The following is a 15,440-nucleotide window of genomic DNA, read 5'->3' as shown; positions in this document are numbered from 1 at the left end:
CCGGAACACGCGATGAATGTGAACCCAGATCTCACGCGCACGCCCGACGCGCACGCCGGAAAACCCGTCCTTTCGCTCCGGGGCATCACCAAGACCTTTCCGGGGGTTCGTGCGCTTTCCGACGTGTCGCTCGATCTCTATCCCGGTCAGGTCACCGCGCTGGTGGGCGAGAACGGCGCCGGCAAGTCGACCATCGTCAAGGTGCTGACCGGCATCTACCGGCCCGACGGCGGCACGATCCGCGTCGACGGGCGCGAAACGCATTTCCCCGATGCCCAGGCTGCCGCCGATGCCGGAATCACCGCGATCCATCAGGAAACCGTGCTGTTCGACGAGCTGACGGTGGCCGAGAACGTCTATCTCGGCCATGCGCCGCGCGGCAAATACGGCCTGATCGACATCGGCCGGATGAAACAGCAGGCCCGCACCATCCTCGACCGCATCGGCGCCGATATCGACCCGTCGATCCCGCTCAGGGAGCTTGGCATCGCCAACAAGCATCTTGTGGCCATCGCGCGCGCGCTGAGCATCGATGCCCGCGTCGTCATCATGGACGAGCCCACCGCCGCGCTGAGCCAGAAGGAGATCGAGGAGCTTTACGAGCTTGTCGAGCGTCTGAAGGCCGACGGCAAGGCGATCCTGTTCATCAGCCACAAGTTCGACGAGATTTTCCGTATCGCCGACCGTTATACCGTCTTCCGCGACGGCCAGTTCGTTGCCGAAGGCCGGATGGCCGATATCTCGGAAGACGATCTGGTGCGCATGATGGTGGGCCGCTCGGTCGACACCATCTTCCCCGAACGAACCCCGCATCCGGGCGCCGAGATCCTCGCCGTCGCGGATCTCTGCCACCCGACCGAATTCGACAGCATCTCGTTCACCCTGCGCCGGGGCGAGATCCTGGGCTTCTACGGCCTGGTGGGCGCCGGCCGCTCCGAGGTCATGCAGGCGCTGTTCGGCATCACCAGACCATCGGCGGGCCGGGTGACGATCGACGGCGCGCCGGTCCGGTTCGGATCCACCGACCGGGCGATCGCGGCGGGCATCGTCTATGTGCCCGAGGATCGTGGCACACAGGGCGCCATCATCGGCCTGCCGATCTTTCAGAACGTGACGCTGCCGTCGCTCGGGCGCACCTCGCGGCACGGGTTCATCCGCCTGGCCGAGGAATTCGCGCTGACCCGGAAATACACCGAACGGCTCGATCTGCGCGCCGCAGCGCTCGATCAGGATGTGGGGCTGCTGTCGGGCGGCAACCAGCAGAAGGTGGTGATCGCCAAATGGCTCGCCACCGAACCGAAGATCATCATCCTCGATGAACCGACCAAGGGGATCGACATCGGCTCCAAGGCCGCCGTGCACGAGTTCACCGCGGAACTGGCCGCCCAGGGGCTGGCGGTGATCATGGTCTCGTCCGAAATCCCCGAGGTATTGGGCATGTCCGACCGGGTGATCGTGATGCGCGAGGGGCGGATGGTCGCCGAGCTTTCGGGGCCGCGGATGACCCCCGAAACACTGGTCCGGCACGCCGCCGGCATTGCGGAGGCAGCCGGATGATCGCCCATATCCTCAAATCCCGCGAGACGATCCTGCTCGCCGCCATCCTGGCGCTTCTGGCGATCATCGCTGCGCGCTTCCCGGCCTTCGTCGCGCCGTCGAACCTGATCAATGTCTTCAACGACACCTCGACGCTGATCCTGCTGGCGCTGGGGCAGATGGTGGTCATCCTGACCCGCTGCATCGACCTGTCGGTTGCCGCCAATCTTGCGCTGACCGGCATGGTGGTGGCGATGCTGAATACCGTGGCGCCCGGGGTGCCCATCGTGGCGATCCTCGGTCTCGCCGTGGCGCTCGGCACGCTGATGGGGGCGGTCAACGGCCTGCTGGTGTGGAAGCTCGAAATTCCGCCCATCGTCGTTACCCTGGGCACGATGACCATCTATCGCGGCATCATCTTCCTGATCTCCGACGGCAAATGGATCAATGCGCACGAGATGAGCGCCGGTTTCAAGGATTTCCCGCGCGCCGTGGTGCTGGGGCTGCCGGTGCTGTCGTGGATCGCCATCGCTGCGGTGCTGGCCTTCGTGGTACTGCTCGGGCGCACGCCGCCGGGGCGCGCCTTCTATGCGGTGGGCGGCAACCCGCGCGCGGCGGTCTATACCGGTATCGACGTCGGGCGCACCCAGTTCCTCGCCTTCGTTCTTTCGGGCGCGCTTGCGGGGTTGACGGGCTATCTGTGGGTGTCGCGCTTTGCGGTGGCCTATGTCGATATCGCGGGCGGGTTCGAGCTTCAGGTCGTCGCCGCCTGCGTGATCGGCGGCGTCTCGATCGCCGGCGGAATCGGATCGGTGGGCGGGGCGCTGCTGGGGGCGCTGTTTCTCGGCGTCATCAACAACGCGCTGCCGGTGGTCAATATCTCGCCCTTCTGGCAGCTTGCCATATCGGGCAGCGCGATCATCGTCGCCGTGGCCTTCAATGCCCGGGCCAGCCGCAGCAAGGGCAGGGTCATCCTCAAATCGGCGGAGCACACGGCATGACCCCCCGGACCCACCACGTACCCGACCGCCTGACCACCCCGCTGACCCGCACGCTGCATTCGTGGGAGGCGCTGCTGCTGGCGGTCGCGGTGGCGATCTTTGTTCTGAACTCGCTCGCCTCGCCCTATTTCCTCGACGCCTGGAACCTCAGCGACGCCACCTTCAACTTCACCGAAAAGGCGATGATCGCCTTCGCCATGGCGCTGCTCATCATCGCCGGCGAGATCGACCTTTCGGTCGCCTCGATCATCGCGCTGAGTTCAACCGCGATGGGTGCCGCAGCCGAGGCCGGGCTGGGCATGCCCGGTATCGTCGCGGTCGGCCTTGCCACCGGCCTGCTCTGCGGCGCCTTCAACGGTGCGCTGGTGGCCGGGCTCGGCCTGCCGTCCATCGTCGTCACCATCGGCACGATGAGCCTTTTCCGGGGCATCTCCTACATCGTTCTCGGCGACAAGGCCTATACCGGCTACCCGGCGGATTTCGCGGTGTTCGGGCAGGGGTATGTCGGCTGGGTCGTCACGGTCGAGATGGTGCTGTTCGTCCTGTTCGCGGCGATCTACGGCGCCTTGCTGCACGGGACGAACTTCGGCCGCCGGATCTTTGCCATCGGCAACAACGATATCGGCGCGATGTTTTCGGGCATACGCGTGGCGCGGGTGAAGTTCATCCTGTTCCTGCTGACGGGCGTGATGGCGGCGGTCGCCTCGGTCTGCCTGACCTCGCGGCTCGGCTCGACGCGCCCCTCGATCGCCCTCGGCTGGGAGCTTGAGGTGGTGACCATGGTCGTGCTCGGCGGGGTCAACATCCTCGGCGGCTCGGGCTCGATCCCCGGCGTGGTGATCGCGGCCTTCGTCATGGGGCTGGTGACCTTCGGTCTCGGCCTGTTGAACGTGCCGGGCATCGTGATGTCGATCTTCATCGGCCTTCTGCTGATCGGTGTCATTGCGCTGCCGCGTATCTGGCACAATATCCGCGTCATGAGGGGGAAGTGATGGAAAAATACGCCTTCCGCATGCGGCTCGATCCCGGCCGCCGCGAGGAGTACCGGCGCCGCCACGACGAGATCTGGCCCGAACTGGTCGCGCTTCTGCGCGAGGCCGGCGTATCGGACTATTCGATCCACCTCGACCCCGAGACAAACCTGCTGTTCGGCGTGCTCTGGCGCGAGGACGATCACGGCATGGATGCGCTGCCGGCCCACCCGGTGATGCGGCGCTGGTGGGCCCATATGGCCGACATCATGGAAACCCGTCCCGACAACGAGCCGGTGGCGGTGCCGCTGGAAACCCTGTTCCACCTGCCATGACCCGGGCCCGCCACGTCGCCGTCATCGACATCGGCAAGACCAACGCCAAGCTGGCGCTTGTCGATCTCGACGGGCCGGGCGAGGTTTCGGTGGTCACGACCCCGAACCGCGTGCTGGCCGGGCCGCCCTATCCCCATACCGATCTGGACGGGCTGTGGGATTTCATCACCGCATCGCTGGCCCGCATGCAGCGCGATTTCGCCGTCGACGCGATCAGCGTGACCACCCATGGCGCCTCGGCCGTCCTGCTCGACGATGCCGGCGCGCCGGCAGTGCCGATGCCCGACTACGAATATGACGGGCCGGACAGGCTGGCGGCCGCCTATGATGCGATCCGCCCGGATTTCGCCGAAACCGGCTCGCCCCGGCTGCCGCTGGGGCTCAACCTCGGTGCACAGCTTTTCTGGCTGCTCGAAACGCGGCCCGACTTGCGCGAACGGGTGGCGCACATCGTCACCTATCCGCAATTCTGGGTCGGCCGGCTGACCGGGGAATATTGCACCGAGGGTACTTCGCTGGGCTGTCACACCGACCTCTGGCAACCTTATACCGGGCAATTCAGCCCGCTGGTGGGCCGGCTCGGACTGGCCGAAAAGATGGCCCCGGTGCGCCGGGCAAACGACCCGATCGGCACGCTCCTGCCGCAGGTCGCGGCATCGACGGGGCTTGCCGCCGATACCCCCGTCTTCTGCGGCATTCACGATTCCAACGCCTCGCTCTATCCGCATCTGCTGGCACAGGAACCGCCGTTCTCGGTGCTTTCCACCGGAACCTGGGTCATCGCCATGGCCATTGGCGGGGTCGAAACGGCGCTCGACCCGGGCCGGGACACGCTGATCAACGTCAACGCCTTCGGCGATCCGGTCCCCTCGGCCCGCTTCATGGGCGGGCGTGAGTTCGGGCTTCTGACCCGGGGCGCATATGCCACGCCGACGCAGCGGGACATCGACACGGTACTGGGGCGCGCTATCCGCCTGCTGCCGGCGGTTGTGGCCGAATCCGGCCCGTTTCCCGGCCGCCAGGCGCGCTGGAGCGTGCCGCCCGAAAGCCTGACCGCAGGGCAGCACGGCGCCGCGGTGTCGCTCTATCTTGCGATGATGGCGGAGACCTGTCTCGGGATGATCGGCGCGCGCGGCCCGGTGCTGACCGAAGGGCCATTTGCCGGCAACCCGCTTTTCCTCGACATGCTGGGCGCCGCGACGGGGCGGCCGGTGCTGCTGCCGGGCGGATCGGCCACCGGCACCAGCATCGGCGCGGCGCTGCTGGCGCGCGGCGATACCCCCGACGCCATCGCGCCCGCCGTTCCGCACCCGCCGCCCGGCCCGGAACGACGCGCGCACCTTGTCCGTTATGCCGCGCTCTGGCGCGCATCTCTTGCCAATGAAAGGGACTGACCGATGACCCGTACCGACTTTGCCGCGGCGCGCGATCGATTCGCCGAATGGGGTGTCGATGCCGAGGCCGCGATGGCGCGGCTTGCTGCCATACCGATTTCGGTTCACTGCTGGCAGGGCGACGATGTGATCGGATTCGAGGGCATCACCGCCGGCAGCGGCGGCGGCATTCAGGCGACCGGCAATCATCCGGGCCGCGCCCGCACCCCCGCCGAACTGCGCGCCGATCTCGATTTCGCCTATGCCAACATCCCCGGCACGCACCGGCTGAACCTGCATGCGAGCTATCTCGACAGCGACGAAACGCCGGCGCGTGACGAACTGGAATACCGCCATTTCGAACCCTGGGTCGCCTGGGCGAAGGAGAACGGGCACGGGCTGGATTTCAACCCGACCTTCTTCGGTCACCCCAATGCCGATGACAACCTGACCCTTTCCCACCCCGACCGGGCGATCCGCGATTTCTGGATTCGCCATGGCGAACGCTGCCGCGAGATCGCGGCACGCTTCGGGCAGGAACTGGGCAGCCCCTGCGTCAACAACAACTGGGTGCCCGACGGCTACAAGGACATTCCGGTCGACCGGATGGCGGCGCGCATGCGGCTGGAGGAATCGCTCGACCGGATGTTCGCCGTGCCCTTCGACAGGGCGCATCTGCTGGATGCGGTCGAAAGCAAGCTCTTCGGGCTGGGGGTCGAGGCCTGCACGGTCGGCTCGCATGAATTCTACTTCGGCTATGCCACGCGCAAGGGCACGCTGCTCTGTCTCGACATGGGCCATTTCCATCCGACCGAGAATATCGCCGACAAGCTTTCGGCGGTCAGCCTGTCGGTTGACGAGATGCTGCTGCACGTCAGCCGTCCGATGCGGTGGGACAGCGACCACGTGATCCTGCTGAACGACGACATTCTTGCAATGGCGCAGGAACTGGTCTTCGCGGATCTGCTCGGGCGGACCCATATCGGGCTCGATTTCTTCGATGCCACCATCGCCCGCACCACCGCCTGGGTGATCGGCACCCGCAACATGCAGAAGGCGCTGCTGCGCGCGCTGCTCCTGCCCGCCGACCTGCTCAAACGGACCGAGCGCGAACTGAACTTCACCGACAGGCTGATCCTGACCGAAGAGTTGAAGGACATGCCCCATGCCGTGATCTGGGAAGAATTCTGCCACCGGCAGGATGTGCCGGCGGGCAGGGCGCTTCTGAACACGCTCAATGGCTATCAGGCCTCGGTTGCAAACCGGAATCAGGAGTAGCGGAATGCCCAGGTTCACCCACGCCATCTCTTTCGTCGAAGAGGTGGCCCCGTTTGTCCGGCTGTGCTGGGAGATGGGCTGGAACGAGGCCAACGGCGGCAACGTGAGCTGGCGCCTGCCCACCGACGAGATCACCGCGATCCTGCGCCGGCGTTTCCCCAACGCGCGGCAGCACCCCGCCGTGCCGTTGCCGCAGCCGCAGCCGACGCTGGATGGCGAGTATTTCCTCGTCACCGGATCGGGGCAGTTCTTCCGCCATGCGCTCGACCATCCCGACGAGGTCTTCGGGATCGTCCAGATCGTCGACAACGGGACCGCCTATCGCCGCGTCTGGGGCTATGTGATGGGCGGCAGCCCGACCTCGGAATTCGCCACCCATCTTGTCGGCCACGCGATCCGCAAGCGGGTCTCGAACGGGCGCGAGCGGATCGTCCTGCACTGCCATGCGCCCGAATTCATCGCGCTCAGTTTCCTGGTGCCGCTGGATTCGCGCGCGCTGACCATGGCGCTGTGGCAAAAGATGCCCGAGTGCATCGTGATCTTTCCCGACGGCGTGCGCGTGGTGCCACCGCTGCTGCCCGGCACGGTCACCATTGCCGAAGCCTCGGCGGTCGAGCTCGAGAAAAGCCGCATCATCTCGTGGTCGCACCACGGCATCTTCGCCTCCGAGGAAAATCCCGAACGGGTCTTCGCGCTGGTCGAGACCATCGAGAAAGCGAGCGCGATCCACCGCAAGGTGCTGTCGGCCGGCGGACCGCAACGGGGCATCGGGCAGGACCTGCTGATCGAGCTTGCCGACCATTTCTCGGCCATGCTGGTCTGCGAACCCGCCTTCCTGAAGGATGCGGGCTGAGGCGAACCGGACAGGACCGGGGGCATGCACCCCCGGTTTATCTCTGGCATGGTTCACCGGCCCACCGGCGCCCGTGCCGGCCGTGACCCAACCTTGCGTCAGCCCGGCGCGTGGCCGCCCGCCACGTCCGACGCAAGCAACTGGAGGTACTTCTGCAGGAAACGGTACTGCTCGTCGCTGATCGAGATTTCGCGCTTCATCGAGTTCATGACGCCGATCCACTGGTTGGCCACGTAGTGGTCGGGAGCGGGCGCCGCATGGCAGTTGGCGCAGGTCGCCCGGTATAGCTCCGCACCATATTCCATCAGCGCATCGGGATCGTCGGTCAGCGCTCCCGGGGCCAACCACACCTCCAGCGTGGTTTCCGCCCAGACCTGGCCGGTATCCGGGTCGGTGCGCGTCTCTCCCGACCGGGCCAGTTCGATCCCCGCCGGATCGAGCGCGGCGACGAAAATCCGCTTTCCGGGCAGCGTGAACACCGCGCGGTCGGCATTTTCCTGCCGCCAGCCGGAAATCCGGATCTTCAGCTTGTCGCCGCTGCGTTCGATAACCTCGACCGGGGTATCCGACAGCAGCCGTCCGGCCCGGGGGGTCCCGTCGCCCGGCGGTTCGGCATAGAACTCCGCCGTTTCAAGCGAATAGTATGTCTTGCCGGGCTCCGCCTTCAGCGCTGCCGCTGCGGCGAGCATGTCGGTCCATTGCGATTTGTAGCCGGCGGTCATGTCGGGGAGCTTGTGCGCGATGCCCTTGTGGCAATCGATGCAGGTTTCACCCTTTTCGAACCCGGCCTGCATCTGTTCGGCGGCCTCCGGATCCTGCCTGGAGAAATCCATCGCATGTTCCGAATGGCAGCCGCGGCATTCCCGGGAATCGGTCGCCACCATGAAATCCCAGACGGCATTGGCCATCTCCAGGCGGTGCGCCTCGTATTTCTCGGGCGTATCGATCTTGCCCCGGAACGAGCTGTAAAGCTCTCCCAACGCATAGATATGATCGACGATCCTCGGCACGAGCGGTTTGGGAACGTGGCAGTCCGGACAACTCGCCACAACCCCCGAGGCGTTCGTATGGTGGGCGGTGTTCTGATATTCGGCATAGGGCGTGTCGCGCATCTCGTGGCACGAGATGCAGAACCCGGTATTCTCGGTGCTGGACATGACGACATCCAGACCGCCCCAGAGAATCAAACCGATGAAGACGCCGAATGCGGCAAAGAAAAGCGCCCCTCGCCTGCGCCGGGGGGCTGCCAACGGGTCGGAGGGCCGCGCTGCGGTACCTGCCATGGAATTCTCCTTGATCGATATTCCGCGCGGGGCGCGGAAACGCCGGCCGGAAGACCGGCCGGGGAGGGTTGCCGAGGTTCAGACGAAGACGCCGAAGGCGGTGACCGCAGGGGCCTCCTGATCGTACTTCTCGACCTGGACGATCGCGGTGCCGGCGATGGTAGCCTGGGCGAAGCGCGAGGTGCGCGGCTCCTCGCGCGTCAGCACGTTGGGCGAGCCGTATTTGTCGAGCGAGCCGATCTCGCCGCCGGTCTCCGGATCGTACCAGGCACCCTCGTGCAGACAGATCGTGCCGGCGAGGATGTCATCGGTGACGATCGCCCCGGCCAGAACCTGCCCGCGGCCGTTGAAGATACGCACAATGTCGCCCGACCGGATGCCGCGGTCGGCGGCGTCCTGGGTGTTGATCGTCACCGGTTCGCGCTCGTTGACCGCGTAATGCTCGCGCGCGTCCGTATTGCACATCTGCGAATGCAGCCGGTACATCGAATGCGCCGACACCAGTTGCAGCGGATAGGTCTCTGACTCGGGGCTCCCCTTCCACTCGACGGGTTCCATCCAGGTGGGATGCGCCGGGCAGTCCTCGTCGTAGCCAAGGTTGGCAACGAAGGGCGAGACGAACTCGATCAGCCCGGTCGAGGTGCCCAGCGGATTGAAGAGCGGATCGTCGCGGAAATCGGCGAGATGGACGAAATCGCCCGCGCCCTGCGGGAATTCGAGAATACCCTCACCGGCCCAGAAATCGTCGAACGACGGCATCTCGATCGTCTTCGACTGTGCCCTGGCGTCGTCATAGAGGATGCGAAGCCAGTCCATTTCGGTCCGCTTCTCGGTGTACACTTCGCCAAAGCCGAGCCGTTCGGACAACTCGCTCAGGATGTCGTAGTCGGTCCGCGACTGGAACTGCGGCTCGACGGCGGCGCGCGACGCAAGGATCAGGTTCAGCACCTGCCCGATATCGTTGCGTTCCAGATCGCTGGCGGCCGGCAGCACGATATCGGCGAACCGGGCCGTGGGCGTCCACCACGGGTCCTGAACGATGACCGTCTCGGGCCGCTGGAACGCCTTGACGACAAGGTTGGTGTCCTGATGGTGGGTGAACTGGTTGCCGCCCGAAGTATAGACGAGACGGATGTCGGGATAGGTGATCTCGCGCCCCTTGCAGGAGATTGTCTTGCCCGGGTTCAGGTAGGCATCGGTCAGGCAGGCGATCGGGAACGGATCGGGGATGGCATTCTCGCCGCGCGGCGTACCGCCGACAATCGGCATGTCGGGGGTCGAGTGCCCGCGGTCCGCATACATGTGAGCGAAATTGAGCCCGCCGCCCGGCAGCCCGATCTGGCCGAGCATCGCCGCCAGCGCGACCAGTACCCAAGGCCCGTGTTCGCCGTGGTGCTGGCGCTGGATCGACCAGCCCGAGATGATGGTCGTACGCGTGTCCTTCATCTTGCGCACCAGTTCGCGGATGGTATCGGCCGGAACCCCGGTGATTTCCGCCGCCCATTCCGCGCTCTTGGGCTGGCCGTCCTTCTCGCCGGTCAGATAAGGAAGGAATTCCTCGAAACCGTGCGTGCAGTTCTGGATGAAGTCGGCGTCATGCAGATTCTCGGTATAAAGCGTATGCATCATGCCGAGAGCGAGCGCGATATCGGTATTCGGACGCACCGGAACCCAGCGCGAATCGAGATATTGTGCCGTCTCGGAACGAACCGGGTCGATGACGATGGTTTCGACGTCCGTACCCTTGAGATCCTGCCATGCCTGGGTCAGAAGTCGGCCCGACAGGATGCGCGTCGTCACAAGCGGGTTGGCCCCCCAGACGACGATCAGCTTGGCATTGTCGCGGGTAACCGGCCAGTCGCTCGACTGCATCGCCGCCCAGGCGACCGACGGCATGATTTCCGACAGCGCCTGGTTTGAATAGTTGCCGAAGAACTCGGCACAGCCGCCGTACTGGTTGAGGAACCGCTGAAGCAGCGATTCCGTCTTGTAGAAGTGGGCATGGTTGCTGGCCCACGAGCTTTTGCCCCGGTGGAGCGAGGCGTTGCCGTAGGTTGTCTTCACACGCTCCATCTCTTCGGTGACGATCCTGGCGGCCTCGTCCCAGCTCACTTCGACGAAATCGCCCCGGCCACGGTTGGTACGGTCGCTGTTCTCGCGCTTTTCGAGGAAATCGCGCCGGATCGCCGGCGCCTGGACACGGGCGCGGTTGTAGAGGCGGTCGGGCATGGAATCGATCAGATCCCACGAAGCGCCGACCTGCGCCAGCGGTTCGACCCCGATCACCTTGCCACCCTCCTTGACCAGCCACATCGGGCCGATGGAGGTGTTCACCAGCACGCGCCCGTCGGTAACCCCGCCGGCTCCCGAAGCGGCCATCGCCAGATGCGGCAGCATAGATGCCGCGATGAACCCGGAAACGCCCCCCTTGACGAACGATCTGCGGCTTACGAAAGTCATGACTTGGCTCCTTTTAAGCTCCGCCGGCCGGCGGCGCGGAAACCCCGCGACCGCCGCGCGACGGGTGGTTGACGGAAAAGCGATGGTGCCTGACCCCGGCCGGCCCCGGATGGAAAGCCCGGCCGGCGGGATGGTGACAGATATGGCCCCGGCCGGGATTCGCCGGCACAGGCGCGCCGGTGACGCGGCTGCATCGACGCGTCGGGGCGGATACTCACATTGGTCATTTCACAAGCGCACGCACGATCTGAACCCAACCGGACCGCCCCTGGTTTCCCAAGGGATAGCCAGGGTCGGAATGCGCGTTTCCACCCTCATTGTTACATATGTAATACTGAAAACACATGTGACATATTCACTGAAGTCAACGGCATGCGCCGCAAGGCTGTGCTGGCGGGGCCGGGCTGACCGTCCGGCGATTGTCCGGGCGGTCGGCCGGGCGCTTCAACGCGTCACAGCGAATGCGCTTGAACACCGGACGAAACCGAAATAGCTGCCCCGGTCAAAAGGCGGGGGAGAGCATGGACGCGGACCGAGGCGAAGTTCGCCATCTGGAAACGCTGGATCGCGACCTCGGGCGGTTCTCGTCGCTCGAAATGGCGACGGGATATGTCTCGCGCCCGCTGGCGGCTCCGGGAATCGCGCTCGTCTTCATCGTGCTTGCCGGGATCGTGGCGGCGGTGCTTTTCGGCCAGTCGAACAATTCGCTGATCATCGTCGTCGCGGCGGCGCTCGGCGCCTATATGGCGGTGAACATCGGCGCCAACGACGTGGCCAACAACATGGGGCCGGCAGTCGGCGCGCGCGCCCTGACCATGGGCGGCGCGATTGCCATCGCCGCGGTCTTCGAAAGCGCCGGGGCACTGATCGCCGGCGGCGACGTGGTATCGACCGTCGCCAAGGGCATCGCCGATCCGCACAGCATGGGCACCTCGACAACCTTCATCTGGGCGATGATGGCCGCGCTTCTGGCATCGGCGCTGTGGGTGAACCTCGCCACCTGGGTCGGGGCGCCGGTCTCGACGACGCATGCGGTCGTCGGCGGCGTGATGGGTGCGGGCATCGCCGCCGCCGGGTTTGGCGCCGTCGACTGGCAGACCATGGGCGCCATCGCGGCAAGCTGGGTCATCTCGCCCGTTCTCGGCGGGCTGATCGCCGCGATGTTCCTGTGGTTCATCAAGCACAACATCGTTTATCGCGACGACAAGATCGCCGCCGCCCGCCGGTGGGTTCCGGTGCTGGTGGGGGTCATGGCCGGCGCCTTTGCCGCCTATCTGTCGCTCAAGGGGCTGAAGCACCTGGTGCATATCTCGTTCGACCGCGCGCTCCTCATCGGACTGGCGGTGGGGGTTCTCTGCTGGCTGATGATGATCCCCGTCGTCCGCGCCCAGTCCGAGGGGCTGGAGAACCGCAACAGGTCGCTCAAGGCGTTGTTCGGCATCCCGCTGGTGGTCTCGGCGGCATTGCTCAGCTTCGCCCACGGCGCCAATGACGTGGCCAATGCCGTGGGCCCGCTTGCAGCCATCGTTCACGCCTCGCAGACGGCGGATTTTTCCGATTCCTTTGGCATTCCCTCCTGGGTAATGGTCATCGGCGCGATGGGGATATCGTTCGGGCTGTTCCTGTTCGGCCCCAGGCTGATCCAGATGGTGGGCAACCAGATAACCAGACTGAACCCGATGCGCGCCTATTGCGTCGCCCTGTCCGCCGCCATCACGGTCATCCTGGCAAGCTGGCTGGGCCTGCCGGTAAGCTCGACCCATATCGCCATCGGCGCGATATTCGGGGTCGGTTTCTTCCGCGAATGGAACGCCCACCGGCGGATGCACCTGGCACGCGCCGCCATTCCCGCCGAGTTGCAGATCGGCGCCGAGGAGCGGCGGCGGCGCAAGCTTGTCCGCCGGTCGCATTTCCTGACCATCGTCACCGCCTGGATCGTCACGGTGCCGGCCGCGGCGGGCCTGTCGGCCCTGCTGTTCCTGCTGGTCCGCACCATCGCCGGCTGAGCCGGACAGGGCGAAAGGTCGCAACAGGGTCTTTGCCGCGCCGGGAGGCTGGCAAGCCGGCCGAAGAAGTGAAATGAAACCCCTGCCTGCCGCAATCGAAAAAGCGCCCGCAGGTGTTGGCAAGACCCCGGCGCGTTTCATCGAGACCCGGTTCGGTTGACCGGCGGAGACCTCCGCCATCGAACGCTTGAGGACACCCATGGGTTTGACATGCCGCGACGTGATGGTCGAGCCGGATCAGCAACGCACGATCCTGCCTGAGGAGAGCATCGCCACCGCCTTCAACATCATCAGGGAAAGCAAGGCGCGGTTCCTGCCGGTGGTCGATTCCCGGGGCCAGTATGTCGGCGTCTTCACCGCGCCGACGCTGATGAAGCTGCTGCTGCCCAGGGCGGCGACCATCGGGCTGAATTCCGACACCAGACGCGGCCAGTTCTCGAACCTGAGCTTCATGACGCTTTCGAAGGCCGACTTCGACGCGCAGCTCGGCCGCCTCAGAACCGAGAAGGTCTCGGACAACATGTCCAACCCGGCCAACATTCCGGTCGCCGCGCCCGACACCCCGGTGATGGAAGGTATCTACCTGATCTACAAGTTCAAACGGCACGTCATCCTGGTGGATCCCGGAACAGGCCGTTTCATCGGAACCGTAAGCCCCAATTCCCTGCTGGAGCACGTTTTCAGCTAACCACCCAACCCCGGACGAATACATTGACGGACCCTTCCACGTCACACGGAGACGCCGCGTTCTCCGTCCCGCATCTATTGGGGGTCGACCCCCTGTGGATCGCCACCGGCATTCTCGTTCTCGTCTATGCCGCCCTGATCTCGGAAAAGGTGAACCGTGCCATCCTCGCCATGCTCGGCGCGGCGCTGATGGTCCTGTTCGGGATCATCAACCAGCAGCAGGCGGTCGACGGTGTCGACGCCAACACGCTCGCCCTGCTGATCGGCATGATGCTGATCGTCAGCATCACCAGCAAGAGCGGGCTGTTCCAGTATGTCGCCATCCGGGCGGCCAAGCAGGTCAGGGCCAATCCGACCGGCATCCTGATCATGCTGACGCTGATCACCGCGGTCTTCTCGGCCATGCTCGACAACGTGACGACGGTCCTGCTGATCGCGCCGATCACCCTGCTGATCACCGAGGCGCTGGAAACGCGGGTATATCCCTTCTTCATCGCCGAGATTCTCGCCTCGAACATCGGCGGAACGGCAACGCTGATCGGCGATCCGCCCAACATCATCATCGGCTCGGCGGCGGGGCTGAGCTTCAACGATTTCGTGGTCAACCTCGCCCCCGTTTCGGCGATCTGCCTGGTCGTGGTGACGTTCATCATCTACCTGCTGAACCGCCGGGCGCTGGCGCGGATTCCCGCCGCCTCGCGCGAGAGGATCATGAAATTCAACGAGGCCGAGGCGATCACCGACCGCCGGCTGATGGTCCAGTCGCTTTCCGTTCTGGCGCTGGTGCTGCTGGGCTTCACGCTCGGTCACGGCTACGGCATCCAGCCCGGGACATCGGCACTGGGCGGCGCGGCGCTGCTGATGCTGCTGGCCTACGGGCGCCAGCCGGGCGAGCGGCAATCGGAGTCGCTCCACCGCATCTTCGGCGAGGTCGAATGGGTGACGATCTTCTTCTTCGGCGGGCTCTTCGTGATCGTTGCCGGGGTCGAACATGTGGGCCTGCTGGAGTTCTTCGCCCAGAAGGTGCTCGAGGTGACCGAGGGCGACCTGATGAAGACCTCGTTCCTGATCTTCTGGGCCTCGGGCTTCCTGTCGGCCATCCTCGACAACATTCCCTTCGTGGCGACGATGATTCCGCTGATCAAATCGACGGCCGCGACCTTTGGCGGACCCGAGGCGATCGAGCCGCTGTGGTGGTCGTTGGCGCTCGGCGCCTGTCTGGGCGGCAACGGCACCCTGCTGGGAGCCAGCGCCAACCTGACCGTGGCAGCCTTCGCCGAAAAGGCGCACCAGCCGATCGGCTTCGTCTCCTTCGTCAGGATCGCCTTTCCGATCATGATCCTGACGCTGGCGATCTCCAACATCTACCTCTACCTGCGCTATTTCTGACGGCATCTGGCAGGTTGCGGGCGGATACCGCTGCTCCAGACCGGCGCGAAACGGACGCCGGGTCATTCAATTTCGGCAAATCGTGTCTGTTCAATATCTTGTAATGTTATGTGAAGCCCTGACATCAACAACATCTTCGATCCCGCCGTCCGGCAAGGGAAACACCTCCCCTTGCCCGCGCTATTTCGTATATCTTATATAACAATACAAAGGGGAGGGACCATGCGAGTTACAGGACGTTACGAGGGAATTGACCGTGCAACCGTGG

General features: G+C 65.1%; 12 protein-coding genes. 10 read left to right on the top strand and 2 right to left on the bottom strand.

Features of this window, described 5'->3' with window-relative positions:
• The first annotated feature begins 12 nt into the window (after window positions 1–12).
• The 7 genes from ACK5IR_RS10730 to rhaD are packed head-to-tail and all read left to right on the top strand — an operon-like array spanning window position 13 to window position 7,347.
• Window positions 13–1,557 carry a sugar ABC transporter ATP-binding protein gene (locus ACK5IR_RS10730; RefSeq protein ID WP_416928715.1) on the top strand — a complete coding sequence of 515 codons (1,545 nt, stop codon included), beginning with the start codon at window positions 13–15 and terminating at the stop codon, window positions 1,555–1,557.
• Window positions 1,554–2,537, top strand: coding sequence for an ABC transporter permease (locus ACK5IR_RS10725; protein ID WP_416928713.1), 984 nt, complete (start codon window positions 1,554–1,556; stop codon window positions 2,535–2,537). Before ACK5IR_RS10730 ends, ACK5IR_RS10725 begins: the two co-directional genes overlap by 4 nt.
• A complete protein-coding gene (locus tag ACK5IR_RS10720) occupies window positions 2,534–3,529 on the top strand; it encodes an ABC transporter permease (RefSeq protein ID WP_416928711.1) in 996 nt (331 codons plus the stop codon). The genes ACK5IR_RS10725 and ACK5IR_RS10720 overlap by 4 nt, the downstream gene beginning before the upstream one ends.
• On the top strand, window positions 3,529–3,843 hold the full coding sequence (gene rhaM, locus ACK5IR_RS10715; protein ID WP_416928709.1) for an L-rhamnose mutarotase: 315 nt from the start codon (window positions 3,529–3,531) through the stop codon (window positions 3,841–3,843). Before ACK5IR_RS10720 ends, rhaM begins: the two co-directional genes overlap by 1 nt.
• Window positions 3,840–5,237, top strand: coding sequence for an FGGY-family carbohydrate kinase (locus tag ACK5IR_RS10710; protein ID WP_416928707.1), 1,398 nt, complete (start codon window positions 3,840–3,842; stop codon window positions 5,235–5,237). Before rhaM ends, ACK5IR_RS10710 begins: the two co-directional genes overlap by 4 nt.
• A gap of 3 nt (window positions 5,238–5,240) precedes the next feature.
• Entirely contained in the window at window positions 5,241–6,494 is a 1,254-nt protein-coding gene (locus ACK5IR_RS10705; RefSeq protein WP_416928705.1) for an L-rhamnose isomerase, read from the top strand.
• Between the two features lie 4 nt (window positions 6,495–6,498).
• Window positions 6,499–7,347, top strand: coding sequence for a rhamnulose-1-phosphate aldolase (rhaD, locus tag ACK5IR_RS10700; protein WP_416928703.1), 849 nt, complete (start codon window positions 6,499–6,501; stop codon window positions 7,345–7,347).
• Between the two features lie 98 nt (window positions 7,348–7,445).
• Here the strand turns inward: rhaD and ACK5IR_RS10695 are convergent, their stop codons facing one another.
• Both ACK5IR_RS10695 and ACK5IR_RS10690 read right to left on the bottom strand, forming a co-directional pair.
• Window positions 7,446–8,630: a NapC/NirT family cytochrome c gene (locus ACK5IR_RS10695; protein WP_416928701.1), complete on the bottom strand. Its 1,185-nt coding sequence runs from the start codon at window positions 8,628–8,630 to the stop codon at window positions 7,446–7,448.
• 78 nt (window positions 8,631–8,708) lie between these two features.
• Window positions 8,709–11,090 (bottom strand): molybdopterin-dependent oxidoreductase, encoded by a 2,382-nt coding sequence (locus tag ACK5IR_RS10690; protein WP_416928699.1) that lies wholly within the window; start codon window positions 11,088–11,090, stop codon window positions 8,709–8,711.
• A 521-nt stretch (window positions 11,091–11,611) separates the two neighbouring features.
• Here ACK5IR_RS10690 and ACK5IR_RS10685 point away from each other — a divergent pair.
• The 3 genes from ACK5IR_RS10685 (at window position 11,612) to ACK5IR_RS10675 (ending at window position 15,172) form a co-directional block, all read left to right on the top strand.
• The gene (locus tag ACK5IR_RS10685; protein WP_416928697.1) at window positions 11,612–13,096 is read left to right on the top strand and encodes an inorganic phosphate transporter; all 1,485 of its coding nucleotides are present in this window, start codon (window positions 11,612–11,614) and stop codon (window positions 13,094–13,096) included.
• A gap of 199 nt (window positions 13,097–13,295) precedes the next feature.
• Window positions 13,296–13,784 (top strand): HPP family protein, encoded by a 489-nt coding sequence (locus tag ACK5IR_RS10680; protein ID WP_416928695.1) that lies wholly within the window; start codon window positions 13,296–13,298, stop codon window positions 13,782–13,784.
• A 23-nt stretch (window positions 13,785–13,807) separates the two neighbouring features.
• The gene (locus ACK5IR_RS10675; protein WP_416928693.1) at window positions 13,808–15,172 is read left to right on the top strand and encodes an ArsB/NhaD family transporter; all 1,365 of its coding nucleotides are present in this window, start codon (window positions 13,808–13,810) and stop codon (window positions 15,170–15,172) included.
• Window positions 15,173–15,440 lie beyond the last annotated feature (268 nt).

Origin of the sequence: Tropicimonas sp. (assembly GCF_047971885.1) — a bacterium.
GTDB lineage: Bacteria > Pseudomonadota > Alphaproteobacteria > Rhodobacterales > Rhodobacteraceae > Tropicimonas.
Note: the sequence above shows the minus strand (reverse complement) of the source record. Positions and strands in the feature narration are given on the sequence as shown.